13 protein-coding genes and 1 pseudogene are annotated in these 15,496 nt (G+C 68.5%); 11 read left to right on the top strand and 3 right to left on the bottom strand.

Annotation, left to right across the window (positions count from 1 at the left end; all coding sequences use genetic code 11):
• Positions 1–42: 42 nt before the first annotated feature.
• The 4 genes from R2J75_RS18615 to aac(3) all read left to right on the top strand — a co-directional run bounded on the left by R2J75_RS18615 (position 43) and on the right by aac(3) (position 3,137).
• Positions 43–492, top strand: a complete 450-nt coding sequence (locus tag R2J75_RS18615) for a single-stranded DNA-binding protein (RefSeq protein WP_243331695.1) — start codon at positions 43–45, stop codon at positions 490–492.
• Between the two features lie 424 nt (positions 493–916).
• Entirely contained in the window at positions 917–1,798 is an 882-nt protein-coding gene (locus tag R2J75_RS18610) for a hypothetical protein (RefSeq protein WP_316410780.1), read from the top strand.
• Positions 1,783–2,166: an ImmA/IrrE family metallo-endopeptidase gene (locus R2J75_RS18605; RefSeq protein WP_316410779.1), complete on the top strand. Its 384-nt coding sequence runs from the start codon at positions 1,783–1,785 to the stop codon at positions 2,164–2,166. The genes R2J75_RS18610 and R2J75_RS18605 overlap by 16 nt, the downstream gene beginning before the upstream one ends.
• Before the next feature lie 113 nt (positions 2,167–2,279).
• Positions 2,280–3,137, top strand: a complete 858-nt coding sequence (aac(3), locus tag R2J75_RS18600) for an aminoglycoside 3-N-acetyltransferase (protein ID WP_243346442.1) — start codon at positions 2,280–2,282, stop codon at positions 3,135–3,137.
• A 3-nt stretch (positions 3,138–3,140) separates the two neighbouring features.
• Here the strand turns inward: aac(3) and R2J75_RS18595 are convergent, their stop codons facing one another.
• Together R2J75_RS18595 and R2J75_RS18590 are read right to left on the bottom strand one after the other, a co-directional pair.
• Positions 3,141–4,394, bottom strand: a complete 1,254-nt coding sequence (locus R2J75_RS18595) for a glucose-1-phosphate adenylyltransferase (RefSeq protein ID WP_243331687.1) — start codon at positions 4,392–4,394, stop codon at positions 3,141–3,143.
• Between the two features lie 96 nt (positions 4,395–4,490).
• Positions 4,491–5,465: an FHA domain-containing protein gene (locus R2J75_RS18590; protein WP_316410778.1), complete on the bottom strand. Its 975-nt coding sequence runs from the start codon at positions 5,463–5,465 to the stop codon at positions 4,491–4,493.
• A 165-nt stretch (positions 5,466–5,630) separates the two neighbouring features.
• Here R2J75_RS18590 and R2J75_RS18585 point away from each other — a divergent pair.
• The 6 genes and pseudogenes from R2J75_RS18585 to R2J75_RS18560 all read left to right on the top strand — a co-directional run.
• Positions 5,631–6,203 (top strand): annotated as a pseudogene (locus tag R2J75_RS18585) (GTP-binding protein); the annotation flags it as partial.
• Positions 6,204–6,563: 360 nt separating this feature from the next.
• Complete coding sequence (gene gltX / locus R2J75_RS18580; RefSeq protein ID WP_243346440.1) at positions 6,564–8,015, top strand: glutamate--tRNA ligase; 1,452 nt, start codon at positions 6,564–6,566, stop codon at positions 8,013–8,015.
• 47 nt (positions 8,016–8,062) lie between these two features.
• Positions 8,063–9,769 (top strand): glutamine--tRNA ligase/YqeY domain fusion protein, encoded by a 1,707-nt coding sequence (locus R2J75_RS18575; RefSeq protein WP_316410777.1) that lies wholly within the window; start codon positions 8,063–8,065, stop codon positions 9,767–9,769.
• 115 nt (positions 9,770–9,884) lie between these two features.
• The gene (locus tag R2J75_RS18570; protein ID WP_316410776.1) at positions 9,885–10,592 is read left to right on the top strand and encodes a hypothetical protein; all 708 of its coding nucleotides are present in this window, start codon (positions 9,885–9,887) and stop codon (positions 10,590–10,592) included.
• A 64-nt stretch (positions 10,593–10,656) separates the two neighbouring features.
• Positions 10,657–11,370, top strand: coding sequence for a hypothetical protein (locus tag R2J75_RS18565; RefSeq protein ID WP_316410775.1), 714 nt, complete (start codon positions 10,657–10,659; stop codon positions 11,368–11,370).
• 85 nt (positions 11,371–11,455) lie between these two features.
• Positions 11,456–12,376 (top strand): hypothetical protein, encoded by a 921-nt coding sequence (locus tag R2J75_RS18560; RefSeq protein WP_243331677.1) that lies wholly within the window; start codon positions 11,456–11,458, stop codon positions 12,374–12,376.
• 217 nt (positions 12,377–12,593) lie between these two features.
• Here R2J75_RS18560 and R2J75_RS18555 read toward each other — a convergent pair whose 3' ends face one another.
• Positions 12,594–13,829, bottom strand: coding sequence for an IS4 family transposase (locus tag R2J75_RS18555; RefSeq protein ID WP_316410773.1), 1,236 nt, complete (start codon positions 13,827–13,829; stop codon positions 12,594–12,596).
• 281 nt (positions 13,830–14,110) lie between these two features.
• On the opposite strand from R2J75_RS18555, the gene R2J75_RS18550 reads away from it, so the two are divergent.
• Positions 14,111–15,271 (top strand): IS256 family transposase, encoded by a 1,161-nt coding sequence (locus R2J75_RS18550; RefSeq protein WP_316410508.1) that lies wholly within the window; start codon positions 14,111–14,113, stop codon positions 15,269–15,271.
• The last annotated feature ends 225 nt before the right edge of the window (positions 15,272–15,496 follow it).

Below are 15,496 nucleotides of genomic sequence, written 5' to 3'. Positions count from 1 at the left end.
CTCGGTGAGGCGGAGAGCTCCGCCGGTCAAAAGGAGGAAGGCATGTCCGGATCGTTGAACAAAGTGATGCTGATCGGCAACCTCGGGCGCGACCCCGAACTGAAGATGACCCCCTCCGGCCAGGCCCTGGCCCGCTTTTCCGTGGCCACCACCGAAACCTGGAAGAACCCCCAGGGCGAGAAGCAGACCAAGACCGAGTGGCACAACGTGGTCGTCTGGGGCAAGCAGGCCGAGATCGCCGAGAAGTACCTCCGCAAGGGCAAGCAGGTCCTCATCGAGGGCCGCATCCAGTACCGCGAGTACACGGACCAGTCCGGCGCCAAGCGCACCGCCTGCGACATCCGCTGCGACAACTTCGTGATGCTGGGCCGCATGGAGGACGGCGGCAGCCGCCCCTCCGCCGCCGACCGCGGCATGGACGAGGAACCCTACGGCGCCCCCTCGCCGGTACCCGCCTCCTCGGGCGGCTACGACGAGGACATCCCCTTCTGAGCCCGTCCGGAGCCCAGGAACGAGAAGGCCCGCCGCGTGCGGGCCTTTTTCGTGGGGGGCGGGAGCCTGGGCTCGCCCCCCGCCCGGAGGCGCCGCCGGGTTGGGCAAGGGGCGGGTCGGGTGCCTGGAGGGATGCTCCTGCGCCGGGGGCCCGGGTCGTCCCAGGGGAGGGAGCCCTTGGGTGCAGGGCGGAATTGATTTACCTTGGGAGCATCATGAGGCCGGACTTTCAAAGGAAGAAACGCAAGCGCATCGGCAGTTGGCCCGATGGAGAAAGCGACCCCGGGACCCTCGCCGAAAGGGTCCGCTACATCGGAAGTCCCGAGCACAAGGACCACCCCAGCGATGCGGGCCCCGGTCATCTGCGAAGCTCATGAGGATCATCCTTCGCCCAGAGGAGGCCCCGGGCGTCCGGGATGGACGCTTGCGCGAGACCTGGGCCTGGCTGTCCATCCAGGTGAATGACACCACCTGCCTGACGGAAGGGATGCTTCAATCCGGGCTGCGCGCGGAGGGCGTCTATGGATCCTATCTGCCGCTCCTTGAATGGTTGTTAGAAAATTGGTGGTCCCTCCTTCACGAAGGGGCTCCGTCCGCTGTCCCCTTTGCGCGGTCCTTTTTCCCCTCCGACGCAGCCTGGGTGCGAAGGCACAACCTGGTCGCGGCCCGGGAGGGTTTCGCGCTTCCGGATTGTTCCATCTTCGCGGATGAGGATGTGATCAGGCTTCAATGGCACCCGGAACCGGCCCAGGAGGGCCAGCGCATCCGCTTCATCGGAAGCGGCGAGGCCCGGATCGGACGGGAACCCTTCACGGCCGCCCTCCGTGGGTTCATCGAGGCGGCGCTCGGGCGGTTGCGGGATGCCCTCGAAGGTGGAAGGCTCGTGGACACCCCGGACCTCCGGCAGTTGTTCGCGGCCTGGCATGCGATCCGGGAGGCGAAGGGAGCCGAGGCGGCGTTCTGCCGGGTCATGGGGGCCCTGGGCGTTGATCCCTATGACCCGGACGCGATACCGGAATCGCTGGCGGGGGTGGTGGAAGGCGTCATCCGGGATTTTGCCGATCCCCTCAGAGACGCGCTCGTGGCGGGAAGCGGGCCGGAGACGCTTGCCTCCAGGCGCGGATGCGCACCTACGATCATCTGGATGGGAAGGGGGCAGGCGGAACCCACCCAGCCAGGCGCGCCTTCGAAGCTGGTTATGAATGCGCCCGAAGACTTCGGGCCGAATGGGTCAGGTCCCAGGACCCCCTGCTGGATCTTGAAGGGTTCTTCAGGCATTGGGTCGGAGGCTTGGAAACCGAGGTGATCGAGGCGGAGCAGGTGAACGTCCAGGGCTTCCTGGGGCAGGGCGGGAACCGCCTCGTGCTCGCATTGCCGCAAGCTTTGCCGGCGCCTGCCCGACGGTTTGTCACAGCCCGGGCCGCCTATGGCCTGGCGACCCAGCTACCTGGAGGACCGCCGGGCCTCGTGACGGAGGCGGCCACCTGGACCCAGCGGGCGGGGCGCGCGTTTGCGGCGGAATTCTTGGCGCCGGCGCAGGCGTTGACCGAGAGGACGCGTGGCCTTCCGGTGCATGAGACCCAGGTCGAGGCCCTGGCCGGAGAGTTCCAGGTCAGCCCCGCCGTCATCCGGCACCAGCTCCAGAATTTCAGGATCGCCCCCATCACGCTCTGACCCCGGCCCCTGGCGGATGACGGATCGTCGGAAGCCGCCCAGGGTTCCACCCCCCGGACCCCGAACCCTTCGCCCCGTGGCGGCACCCCTCCTGCACCCGCCCTGGAGCCCCGATGTCCGAATCCCTCCGTCCCGCGCCCCCCTCGCCCTGCGTCACCCGCTCCGGCCTCGCGGGGGACATCCGGGCCCTCGGCTTGCAGCCGGGCCGGGCCGTCATGCTCCACGCGTCGGTGGGGGCGCTGGGCTGGGTGGTGGGCGGGCCCGACACGGTGATCCAGGCGGTGCTGGATGTCCTGGGGCCCGCGGGGACGCTCCTGATGTTCACGGGATGGGAGGACGACACCTTCGCCCTGGACACCTGGGACGAGGCCCGGCGGCAGGCCTACCTGCGGGAGAAGCCGCCCTTCGAGGCGGGGCGCTCCCGGGCCGACCGCCACAACAGCATCCTGGCCGAATACCTGCGCACCTGGCCGGGCGCCTGCCGTAGCGATCATCCGGAGGCCTCGGTGGCCGCGGTGGGGCGCCTGGCGGTGGACCTCACCCGGGATCACCCCCACGATTACGCCTACGGCCCCGGGTCCCCCCTGGCGCGCCTCGTGGACGCCGGCGGGGCCTCCCTCGTCCTGGGCGCGCCCCTGTCCCGGATCACCGTCCTCCACCTCGCCGAGGCCACGGCCCGCCTGGAGGGGAAGCGGGTGGTCCGGTACCGCATGCCGGTGCTGAGGGCGGGCGTGCGGACCTGGGAGACGTTCGAGGACTACGACACCACCCAGCGGCTCGTGGCGGGGGCCCCGCCCGACTATTTCGGCCTCATCGCCCGGGCCTTCCTGGAGGCCGGGCAGGGCCGGGAGGGCCGGGCGGGCGCAGCGCCAGCCTGCCTGCTGGACGCGCGGGATCTGGTGGCCTTCGGGGCGGCCTGGATGGAGCGGCACCTGGCGGGGGACGGCCGTCCGAACCCGCAGGCGCCTTGAGGTTCAGAAGCCGGGGCCGATGCGGGTTCCGGCGGGCAGGACGGCGTTCTTGGGCACGACGACGATGCCGTCCTGGACGACCCAGTCGCCGTGGTCCATCTCGGTGCCCCGGGGGAAGGGCTTGATGATGGAGCCGGCGCCGACGCTGGCGTTCTTGTCGAGGATGGCGCCCTCGATGTGGCAGTCGCTCCCGATGCCCAGGGGCGCCTGGTCCCGCTGGCGCTGGTAGTAGTCGGCGCCCATGACGATGCTGTCCTTGATGAAGGCGTTCCGGCCGATCTGGCTGCGGAGGCCCACGATGGAGTGGCTGATCTCGGCCTGCTGGACCACGCAGCCCTCGGTGAGGAGCACGTCGGAGAGCTTGGAGTCGTTGCAGATGGAGCCCGGCAGGAAGCGGGAGTGGGTGTAGATGGGGTGCTGGGTGTCGTAGAGGTTGAAGGGCGCGTCGGGGCGGGTGAGCTCCAGGTTCACGTCGTAGAAGGAGCGGATCGTCCCGATGTCCTGCCAGTAGCCGTCGAAGTCGAAGCCGGAGACCTTGAGCCGGTCGATGCTGTAGGGGATGACGTGGTGGCCGAAGTCGTCGAAGTCGGGGTGGGAGGTGAGGAGGTCCACGAGGACGTCGGTGCGGATGAGGTAGATGCCCATGGAGCCCAGGTAGGGGCGCTCGGGGTCCTCCCGGCTCACCATCTTCGCCTGGGCCTCGGGGGTCTTGGGTTTCTCCACGAAGGAGGTGATCCTGCCGCCGGGCTCGCGCTTGAGGAGGCCGAAGCGGTCCGCCTCGTCCCGGTGCACGGGCTGGACGGCCACGGTGATGTCGGACCCGCTGGCCACGTGGCTCGCGACCATGGGGGCGTAGTCCATGCGGTAGAGGTGGTCCCCGGCCAGGATCAGCACGTGCTCGGTGCCCACCACCTGGATCTGGAAGAGCTGCTTGCGCACGGCGTCGGCGGTGCCCTGGTACCAGCCCTCGCTGGTGGGGGTCTGCTCCGCGGCCAGCACCTGCACCCAGCCGGTGTGGAAGACGTCGAACTTGTAGCTCTCGGAGATGTGCCGGTGCAGGGAGACGGAGTTGAACTGGGTCAGGACGTGCATCCGGAAGATGCCCGAATTGATGCAGTTGCTGAGGGGGATGTCGATCAGCCGGTACTTGCCGGCGATGGGCACGGCGGGCTTGGAGCGCAGCTTGGTGAGCGGGTAGAGGCGCGCGCCGCGCCCCCCGCCGAGAATGACCGCCAGGACATTGCTGAGTTTGGGCATGGGAACTCCTGCCTTACGGTGTTTTCAGGGAAGGTCCGTATGCACTCAGGTTAAGCCGGTTCCCCGGCCCGGGGGGGACGTTTCAGAAACTTTTCTTCAGCGGTCGACCTTGATGACGATCGAGGAGGAGAACATGTCCTGGAAGCCCTTCCGCTCGGACCCGAGGATGAGCAGGTAGGGGAGGCAGGCCAGCCAGCCGCTGACCAGGTGGCCCACGTAGCGGAGGATCGCCTGGCCCCAGTCGATGTTGCCGGCCGGGTTGGCTTCGGGCACGACGCGGAGCCGCATCATCTTCTTGCCGATGGTGGCCCGGAAGACCACCGTGCACCACAGCTGGAAGACGAGGTAGCCGAGGCCCACGAGGGGGTAGAGGGCGCAGCCCAGGCAGCCCAGGATGCCCTTGGAGACGGCGCCCAGCACGGCCACCGCCACGAAGAAGACGAGGCCCAGCGCGAGGCCCACGCCGGCGTCGATGAGCCAAGCGAGGAAGCGGGTTCCGAAATCGCCCCGCTCGATGCCGCCGCCCGCCAGGAGGGGCTGGGCGTCGTCGGGGACGGGGGGCAGGTAGGGCTGGAGGAAGTCGGGGGCCGGGTTGGACGCGGCGGAAGGCCGGGGCGCCGGGGCGGGCGGGGGCGGCAGGGGGCGGGGCGGCGGCGGCACGGCCGCCAGCACGGGGGCGGGGGTGGGCGCGTCCGGCGCGGGCAGGTCCTGGGGGGGCAGGGGGGCGGCCTGCATCTTGGCCATGTCCTCCAGGCTCATGCGCACGGTGCCCAGGGGGCTGGCCGGGGCCGGATCCTCGAAGGTGATCTGCATCTGGCCGAGGGTGAGCCGGTCCCCGTCCTTCAGGGGGGAGACCTCGAGGCGCACGCCGTTCACGAGCACCCCGTTGCTGCTGCCCAGGTCCTGGATCTCGTAGGCCCCGTCCTTGCGGCGCAGCACCGCGTGGTGGCGCGAGATGCTGGGGTCCGCGAGCCGGAGGGCGTTGTCCAGCTCCCGGCCGACGGTGACCTCCTGGTCCACGAGCTCGAACTCACGGACTCCGTTACTCTCCTGGATGAGCAGCTTGGCCATGGTGTCCCCTCGGTTTCGGATATCAACGACAGTCTAGGGGCGGAGTCTGGGGCATGCAAACGCCCAGCCGCTCCCCGGCCCGGTTTTTTTCTAGGCCGGCCCTTGCAACTTGACCGGGCCCACCGGTTCAGCCAATCTGGCACCATTCTCCCCCCGGGAGGCGGAATGGTGCTCTTCAACGCGGCCACCAAGGAGCTGACGGCCAAGATCGTGTATTACGGCCCCGGCCTCTGTGGCAAGACGACCAACCTACAGCATGTGTATGACTCCCTTCCCCAGGACGGCAGGGGGAAGATGCTCAGCCTGGCCACCCAGACGGACCGGACGCTGTTCTTCGACTTCCTGCCCATCGAGCTGGGGACCATCCGGGGGATGAAGACCCGCATCCAGCTCTACACGGTGCCCGGGCAGGTCTTCTACGACGCCACCCGCAAGCTCGTGCTCCGGGGCGCGGACGCCGTCGTCTTCGTCGCCGACTCCCAGGCCCAGGCCCTGGACGGCAACCGGGAGAGCTTCCAGAACCTCATCGACAACCTGCGGGAGCAGGGCTCCGACCTGGAGAAGCTCCCCCACGTCATCCAGTTCAACAAGCGGGACATCCCCGGCGCCCTGCCGGTGGAGGTCCTGGACCGGGAGATCAACCGCTTCGGCGCACCCACCTTCGAGGCCTGCGCCACCCGCGGCCAGGGCGTGCGCGAGACCCTCTCGGGGGTGGCCCGGCTCGTCCTCAAGCACCTGACGGAGAAGTACGGCGGCGGGGCCCCGGCGGTGGAGGCCCCCCAGGCCGACATGTTCCCCTCCCCCCGGCCCGAGGCGGATGCCGAAAGGCAACCTCTGGAGGTGGAGGAGTTGGGTGCCGGCGAGCTGCTCGAGGAGATCGAGGAGCTGCCCGTCACCGAAGGGGGCGGGGTGCCGGCGGGTGAGCCCGGCGCCCATCCCAGCACGAGCGTGGTGGAGGTGCCCGTGGTGCTGGACCGGAGCCTCTTCAGCAGCGCCGGCCCGGTGGAGATCCGGCTCAAGCTCTACCTCAAGTAGCCGCCAGGGCTTGGGAACCCGGCCTTCCTAGGGCAGACTAGAAGGTTCAGGTCCGAGGTCCGGATGTCCAAGCCCGTCGTCACACGATTCGCTCCCAGCCCCACCGGCATGCTCCACATCGGGGGCGTGCGCACAGCGCTGTTCTGCTGGCTCTACGCCCGCAGGCACGGGGGGACCTTCATCCTGCGGGTGGAGGACACGGATCTCACCCGCTCCACCGACGACAACATCCGCATCATCGAGGAGGGCATGGCCTGGGTGGGCCTGGACTGGGACGAGGGTCCCATCCCGGGCGAGACCGACCAGTACAAGGGCCCCCACGGCCCCTACCGCCAGATGCTGCGCATGGACCTGTACCAGGCCAAGATCCAGGAGCTCCTGGACAAGGGCCTGGCGTACCGCTGCCGCTGCTCCAAGGAGGACCTGGACGCCCGCCGGGCCCAGGCCGAGCGGGAGGGGAAGGCCTTCAGCTACGACGGCCGGTGCCGGGAGATGGGCTATGACGCCTCCGTGCCCGCCGCCATCCGCCTGAAGATGCCCCGGGAGGGCGAGCTGGTGGTGGAGGACCTGGTCAAGGGTCCCGTCGCCGTGCCCGCGGCCACCCTCGACGACTGGATCATCGCCCGCCAGGACGGGACGCCCACCTACAACTTCTGCGTGGTCGTGGACGACGTGGACATGGGCGTCACCCACGTGGTGCGCGGCGACGACCACGTGGCCAACACCCCCAAGCAGATCGCCCTCTACCAGGCCCTGGGCTACGACCTGCCGGCCTTCGCCCACGTCCCCATGATCCTGGGCAAGGACAAGCAGAAGCTCAGCAAGCGCCACGGCGCGGCCAGCATCACCGAGTTCCGGGACATGGGCTTCCTGCCCCAGGCCGTGCGCCTGACCCTGGCCAAGCTGGGCTGGACCCCCAAGGTGGGGGGCAAGGCCGCCGAGAGCGCCGAGGAGGAGATCCTCTCCGACCAGCAGCTGATCGAATGCTTCGCCCTGGACGAGATCCAGAAGGCGGCCGCCGTCTTCGACCTGGACAAGCTCACCTGGGTGAACCAGAAGCTCATCCAGCGCCTGGACTGGACCGAGATCGAGCCCCACCTGCGCTGGCAGTGGCACCTCCGGGGCCTGGAGGAGGCCTGGGCCGCCCGGCCCGCGGCCTGGAAGGAACTGGCCATTGGCTGCAACAAGAACCGGGCCACCCTCAAGGACATGGCCGACACCCTGGCCTTCCTCTTCACCCGGCCGGAGACCTTCGACGAGGCCGCCCGGACCCGGTTCCTCACGGAGGCCGTGAAGCCGGCCCTGCGGGAGGTGATGGCCCTGGAGGACTACGCCCACGACACCCTGAAGGCGGACCTGGAGGCCATCCTCCAGCGCCACGGCCTGAAGCTCAAGGACCTGGCCCAGGCCCTCCGCGTCGCCTTCACCGGCACCGTCGTGAGCCCGCCCATCTACGACACCCTGGCCCTCCTGGGCCGGGACGAGGTCCTGGCCCGGCTCGCCCCCTGGGCCTGATCCGCTCCCGCGTGGCATCCGGGCCCAGCCCGGATACCATGTGAATTATGACAAGCGAGACCCCAGCCCCCGAGACCCGCAGCCTCCACTTCATCGAGGAGATCATGGAGGCGGACCGCGAGAGCGGCAAGCACGGCGGCCGCGTCCACACGCGCTTCCCCCCCGAGCCCAACGGCTACCTCCACATCGGCCACGCCAAGTCGATCTGCATCAACTTCGGCCTGGCGAAGAAATACGGCGGCAGCACCAACCTGCGCTTCGACGACACCAACCCGGTGAAGGAGGACGTGGAGTACGTCGACTCCATCCGGGAGGACGTGCGCTGGCTGGGCTTCGAGTGGGCGGGCGAGTACTACGCCTCCGACTACTTTCCCCTCCTCTATGATTACGCCGAGTACCTGATCCAGGCGGGCAAGGCCTACGTCTGCGACCTGGACGAGGAGGGGATCAAGGAGTACCGGGGCAACTTCTTCAAGCCGGGCCGCAACAGCCCGTACCGGGACCGCACCCCCGAGGAGAACCTGGACCTGTTCCGGCGCATGCGCGCCGGGGAGTTCCCCGACGGCTCCCGGACCCTCCGGGCCAAGATCGACATGCAGAGCCCGAACATGAACATGCGGGATCCCCTCATGTACCGCATCAAGCGGGCCCACCACCACCGCACCGGCGACGCCTGGCTCATCTACCCGATGTACGACTTCGCCCACGGCATCTCCGACGCCATCGAGAAGATCACCCACTCCATCTGCACCCTGGAGTTCGAGGACCACCGGCCGCTCTACGACTGGTTCCTGCAGCAGGACGTGGACGGGAAGTTCTTCCACCGGCCCCACCCCCGCCAGATCGAGTTCGCGCGCCTGAACCTCACCCACACCGTGATGAGCAAGCGGCGCCTCCTCCAGCTCGTGACCGAGAACCACGTCCGCGGCTGGGACGACCCCCGCATGCCCACCATCTCCGGCCTGCGCCGGCGCGGCTTCACCCCCGAGAGCGTGCGCGCCTTCGCCGAGCGCGTGGGCGTCGCCAAGCGCGACATGGTGGCCGACGTGGGCCTCCTCGAGCACTGCGTCCGGGAGGACCTCGCCGGCAAGGCGCCGCGCGCCATGGGCGTCCTGCGCCCCCTGAAGCTCGTGATCGAGAACCTGCCCGAGGGCGAGACCCACTGGATCGAGGTGGCCAACCACCCCGAGCGGCCCGAGCTGGGCCGGCGCAAGGTGCCCTTCACCCGCGAGGTCTACGTCGAGCGCGAGGACTTCCAGGAAGTGGCGCCGAAGAAGTGGTTCCGCCTGGCGCCCGGCGCCGAGGTCCGCCTGAAGGGCGCGGCCCTGGTGACCTGCCGCGAGGCCGTCAAGGACGCCGCCGGGGAGGTCGTCGAGCTCCGGTGCACCTGGGATCCGGCCTCCCTGGGCGGGGACGCCCCCGATGGCCGCAAGGTCAAGGGCACCCTCCACTGGGTCTCCGCGGCCCACGCGGTGAAGGCCGAAGTCCGCCTCTACGACCTGCTCTTCACGGCCAAGGACCCCATGGACGTGCCGGAGGGCGGCGACTGGCGGGACGGCCTGAACCCCCAGAGTCTGGAGATCCTGGCCGACGCCCGCCTCGAGCCCGCCCTGGGTGAGGCCGCGCCCGGCGCGACCTTCCAGTTCGAGCGCCTGGGCTACTTCGTGGCCGACCCCGACGGGAAGCCCGGGGCCCCGGTCTTCAACCGCACGGTGGGCCTCAAGGACTCCTGGGCCAAGGCCGAGGCCAAGTAGGGCCAGCCGCCCCCACCGGAAACCCCCGCCCCGAAGGGCGGGGGTTTCCCTGTACGGCCCGGGGGAACCTCCGCCGCCCCGGTGGCATTGAAGGCTGGATGCAAATAAAATATTTATGAAAAATCCAGCCCTCCTCCTCCTGACCCTCCTGGCGCTGGCCCTGGCCTGTGGAGGCGGCGGTTCCGCCGCCTCCCCCGGGGCCGAACCGGCCCCCGCGCCGGCCCCCGCCCCGGTCCCGGGCTCCCTGGCCCTGGTGGTCTCGCCCCCATCCGCGACCTGCCTTCCGGGCCTCCTCCACGCCTTCCTTCCCACCTTCCAGGGTGCGGACGGCGTGACGGTCCCGGTGGCGAAATTCACCGTGTCGGCGGTGTGGGAGGAGACGGGGACCGACGCGGGCGCGTTCAGGAGCCTCCTGGGGGGTACGATCCCGGTGATCAGCTTCAGGACGCCCTCCACCACCGGCCCGGCCACCCTGCGGGTCACGGCCGAGGTGGACGGGGCCCTGACGGCCCCCGTGCGGATCCCCCTGACCCTCGCCGCCGGGGATCCCACCCAGCCCTTCCAGGTGACGCCCTCCCTGGTCCAGGTGGCGCCCGGCGCCAGCCTGACGTTCATGGTCAAACCGGTGACCGTGGAGCCCACGGCCTACGCCTTCTCCCTGACCCCCACGGACCCGGCCGGCGGGACCGCGGTCAAGCTGTCGGACAGGGGCTTCCTCTACACGGCCCCCTCCACCCCGGGGACCTACACCCTGGAGCTGCGGAACCCACCGGACCCGACGGTCGTCACGGCGACCGTGACCGTGGTCGCGCCCGGACCCTGATGGGCCGCCGGGCGTGGTCGGCTCCAGCCCCCTCGAGGGCCCTTTTCCCGTTTGCAAGGTGCTCATGAACAAGACGTTCCTCCTCCTGCCCCTCCTGGCCGCGGCCCTGGCCTGCGGCGGCGGCGGATCCCCTTCGGCGGGCCTGGCGCCGGTGCCGGCCCCCACGCCGGCGCCCAACCCGGAGCCCGGCCCGACGACGGTGGTGCCCACCCTGGGCCTGTCCCCCCAGGCCCTGACCGCCCGGGTGGGATCGGTCGTCGCCATGCCGATCGAGTTCACCGCCTCAAGCGAGCCGGTGAGCTTGACGGGGTACAGCTTCAGCGCCACCTGGGTGGACACCGGGGCGACCCAGGCCATCGGGAACATCACGCCGAGCGGCACGGCCCTCGCGACCTTCACGGCCCCCGCCCTGCCCGGAACGCACACCCTCAGCGTCAAGGCGGCGAAGGGGCAGCTCGTCACCGCCGCCGTCCCGGTGGAGGTGACCCTCCTTCCCGAGGACCCGGGCGCGGTACTCCAGATCACCCCGTCCGCGGCCCGGGTGGCCCCCGGCAAGCAGGTGGTCTTCGCGGCCAAGGGCACCAGCGACCCGGGCACCGTCGCCCAGTTCACCCTGAACGTGGTCGAGCCGGACGGAGGCACGATCACCAGGCTGAACCGCGTGGTCTATGCGTACCAGGCGCCGGAGGCCCCGGGCACCTACCATCTGGTCCTGCAGAAGGTGGGGGATGGCACCCAGGTGACGGCCGAAGTGACGGTGGCGGCCCCGGCCCCCTGACCCTGGGTCCCGGTTGGCGGTATGCTTCAGCACCAGAACCGGGGCGACCATGATTCCAAGATGGGCATTCCTTGTGGGGCTGTTCTTGGCTGTCGGCCTGGCGCCGGGGTGCCGGAGGAAGGCCGCCGCGCCGCCCACGCCCTGGCTGGCCCTGGACACGCAGCCGCCGGAGGAGGGAGCCCTGGGCATCCTCACCGGGCCCGGCCGGGGCCAGCAGGCCTTCACCGTCACCTGGGTGAAGAAGCGCCCCGGCGACAGCCTCCCGGGGCTGGAATTCCTGGCGTGGTTCCGGGGGCCCAAGGCGGAGAAGATCCTGGCCGTGGAGTGCCTCAGCCTCTCCCAGCCCCTGGTGTCGGGGGAACCCAGCGAGCACCCCGCGGTCTTCGCGGTGGACGGGAACCGGGCCCTCATCTGGGGCGGGCCCTCGGGCTGGGGGTGGGTGGACCTGGCGAAGAGCCGGGCCCGGGTGGAGACCCTGGACGCCCATTTGGAGACCCTCCTGGCGGGCATGAAGGAGGCGCGGGAGCACCGCACCAGCGCGGAGGGGTGGACCCTCCACAACCGCCTGGTCCTGCTGCCGGCCCAGCAGGCTGTGCGCACGGAGCCCCAGGACGGGGCCCCCTTCGCCGCCGCGGGGTTCCCCGCGGGGGGGCTGGAGGGCGAGGGCGTCTGGCGCACCTCCGCGCCCAAGGAGTTCTCCCCCGGCAGCAACCGTCCGCCCCGCTCCCTGGGGGACCTGGACGTGCAGCGCGCCGCCCGGCCCATCCGGGAGGTGGTGGCCCTGCCCTTGGCGCGCCAGGGCGACTGGGTGCAGGTGGCCTTCCCCGAGGCGGGAACCCCGACCTACCGGGTGGATGCCGTGGGCCTGGGGGAGTCGGCCGAGAACCAGGCCCTCCTCGTGAAGTGGGCCCCCCCCGCGGGCTGGATCCGCCTCTACGCCCGGGGCCCGGTGGAGGGCACCCGGGTGCGGCGCTGGTCCTGGGTCTATTTCGGCGCGCAGGACTAGGGTCAATACTGTCGGTACAATGAATCATCGAGGCCGCCGGCGATGCCCTTTGGGGTTCCGGTGCCGGGGCTGAGGTGTCTCCAGGACCTCGATTTCGAATTCGACTCGCCTTGTCCCGGCCCGACTTCGTAGTCGGGTCGGCCAGTTGCTCATTTTCCTCTTGATGGCCCTGGGATTCATCCGGTCGCGGCTACAGCCTGCAGGTTCGCTCAGCAGCTCAGATAGGACGCTCTGATGGAATGCTGGCCTTTCCCGAGGGGGGGAGAGACGCGAAACGCGTCAGCTTGCGGCGAATCACCCGAACTGCGTGCAGGAACGATAAACGATCGGGATCGACATCCCCCTTCAGGGCCGCTTCATGCATCAGGCCGCGGATGGAAAAGTGGGCCATCATCATCCCGTAGAACTCCTGTCTGACCAGGTCAGGCGTCTTGCTTCGAAGGGTTACCTGGCGACCCCGGAGATGGGTCTTCAATTCATCGAACGCACTCTCGATCTCCCATCGCTCGTGATAGAGGGCAGCCAATTCCCTGGCTGGGGCTTTCTCTGGATCGAGGATGGTAGTCGCCAGGCGGTAGATCGGTTCCGCTCCCTCCATCCCCTCCAGGGTGTATTCCACAACGCGGACCCGAATTCCATTCGTGGACTTCTTCCGGTCATACCAATACTCGTAGAAGGTGCTCAGGTAGCTTCCATCCTGCAGTTGCTTCTCCCTGGGCAGGTTCATGTCCTTACGCAGGCGCCAAAGGAGATCAGCCCCGGTTCCTTGGGCCAACTTCCATAGCTTGAAGCAATTGAATCCGCGATCGGCCAGGCAGAGCATCCCTGGTTCGAGCAGGGGTAACACGTCCTCCGCCAAGGCAACCTCTCCGACCTCATAGGAATCTACGCAGCTCCCGAACATCACATGGGTCCCAAGCTCGCAGAGGCAAACAAACCGGACCTTCGGGAATGCGACTTTGCCTCGTGATGACTCTATGGATCCGAAGGCTGCCTCGTTCTCAGCCTCATCTGGAACATCAAGGGTGCTTCCGTCAATGCTCACCAGCCGCCAGTTTCGAAACCAGGCACCCCGTGTCTGAGGCGTCGCGATAGGCTTGACGATCTCGTCGTGAAGCACCTTCATCGGTTCCCAACCAAGCCGAATTCGGGCCTGGGAAATGCTGGATTTGTGGGAGACCTTCGGCTCGACAGCCTTGTCCATCAACCATTGGACGCCTTCCAGCAGGCACCTCAGCACCTCACCGTAGGAAGCCTGCATGAATAACGCGAGAGCGATCACGTAGTAGACGACGACATGGGCGGGGAGGTCCCGTTGCCGCGCACTGGTCTTGCCTGTGCGTTTTAAAACATCGTCAACGTGGGTTCGGGGGAAGGTCTTTGCCACTACCCCCAAGCTCATGTAATCGGTGATCCGACTCCCTGCCGGGAGCGTCGCCGCAGTCCTCGCCATGGTCGCCTCTTCTTGCAACTATAGGCTACCGAGGCGTCTTGGCAAGGCTTGTACCGACAGTATTTGGACTAGGGTGTGTTCGTAATCTAGGATAGTAATGGCTAATACCCATCCGTGCCGGAGCATGGAGGAGCTGGAATAGTGAGTCTGTGCTGCAGTGCCTGATGGCGCCGCGCATTCGATAGAGTCCCAGGGAGTGGTGTAAGAGCCGGGTAGGCAGACAGATGGCCACCGTCCTCCGTATGTTTGTTTTTGCGGAAACAACATAGGAGCGGAGAACGATGGCCAGAGAAAGTGTGGAGGGTCTTGGGGCCCTGGGCAAGGCTTTGGAGGAAGGCAGCGGGGATTTCCTGCGCCAGCTCGTGATGATGACCCTGGAACGGATCATGGCAAGCGACGTCACCGCTCTCTGCCAGGCGGAGGCCGGGGAACGTTCGCCCTTGCGCGAGAATCAACGGAACGGGTACCGGGACCGGGCCTGGGAAACCCGCCTGGGGACGATGCCGCTGCGGATTCCGAAGCTTCGTCAGGGAAGCTACATGCCAGACTTTCTGGAGCCGCGCAGAAGCTGGGAAAGGGCCTTCCTGAGCGTGGTCTCGGAAGCCTACGTGCTCGGGATCTCCACCCGCAAGGTGGAGCACCTGGTCGAGGCCATGGGGGCCAAGGGGATGTCGAAAAGCGAAGTCTCCAGGCTGGCCAAGGACCTGGATACCGAGGTGACGGCGTTTCGTGAAAGGCCCCTGGAGGGCCCCTACCGCTACATCTGGCTGGACGCCATGTATCCGAAGGTTAGGGAAGGTCAGCGGGTGGTGGGCCTGGCAGTGCTCGTGGCCATTGGCGTGAACCAGCAGGGATACCGGGAGGTGCTGGGCCTGGAAGTTGCTGATGGCGAGATGGAATCGGCGTGGAGCGGCTTCCTGGAGGGCCTGGTCAAGCGCGGGCTGAAGGGCGTCGAGCTGGTGGTTTCGGACGCCCACACTGGGCTGAAGGCGGCGGTGCGGCGGGTCCTGAACGGTGTCTCCTGGCAGCGGTGCCGGGTTCATTTCATGCGGAATGCAGCGACGCGGTTGCCCAAGGCGGCGCAGGAGGAGCTTCTGGACCGCCTGAAGCAGGCCTTCCAGGCGCCCTGCAAGGAGGATGCGCAGCGGTTGTTCGCAGCCCTGGCCCTGGATACCCAGCGCAAGCACCCCGGCTTCTCGGCCCTGCTGGACGAGGCGGTGGAGGACGTCCTGGTCTACATGGATTTCCCCAAAGCCCACTGGCGAAAGATCCACTCGACCAACGTGCTGGAACGGGAGAACCGTGAGCTTCGCCGGCGATCCGACGTGGTGGGCATCTTTCCGAACCGGGCCGCAGTGCTGCGCCTTCTGGGCTCGTTGCTCGCGGACCAGCATGCTGAGTGGGTTTCTGCCCGGTTCCCTTACTTGAAGGTGAAGGCGTGATGGCCCTGGGGCGAGGTCGCGACCCACCCGGCCGGGGCGGTGCGCGGGCATGGAAAGGCTGATGGATTGCCCGCTGGATTTCGCTGCGCGAAACGGGCCTCCGGCCCGCCCTCCGGGTCCACAGGCAACGCCCCTGCGGGGCGCCCTTCGGGTCCACAACCTTCCAACACCCGCGGGCTTCGCCTGGAAAACGCTGGCGCGTTTTCCACACCGCCCCGGCCAAAG

This window comes from Mesoterricola sediminis (genome assembly GCF_030295425.1).
Taxonomy (GTDB): domain Bacteria; phylum Acidobacteriota; class Holophagae; order Holophagales; family Holophagaceae; genus Mesoterricola; species Mesoterricola sediminis.
The sequence above is the reverse complement of the archived record's forward strand: the minus strand, read 5'-3'. Positions and strand labels throughout refer to the sequence as shown.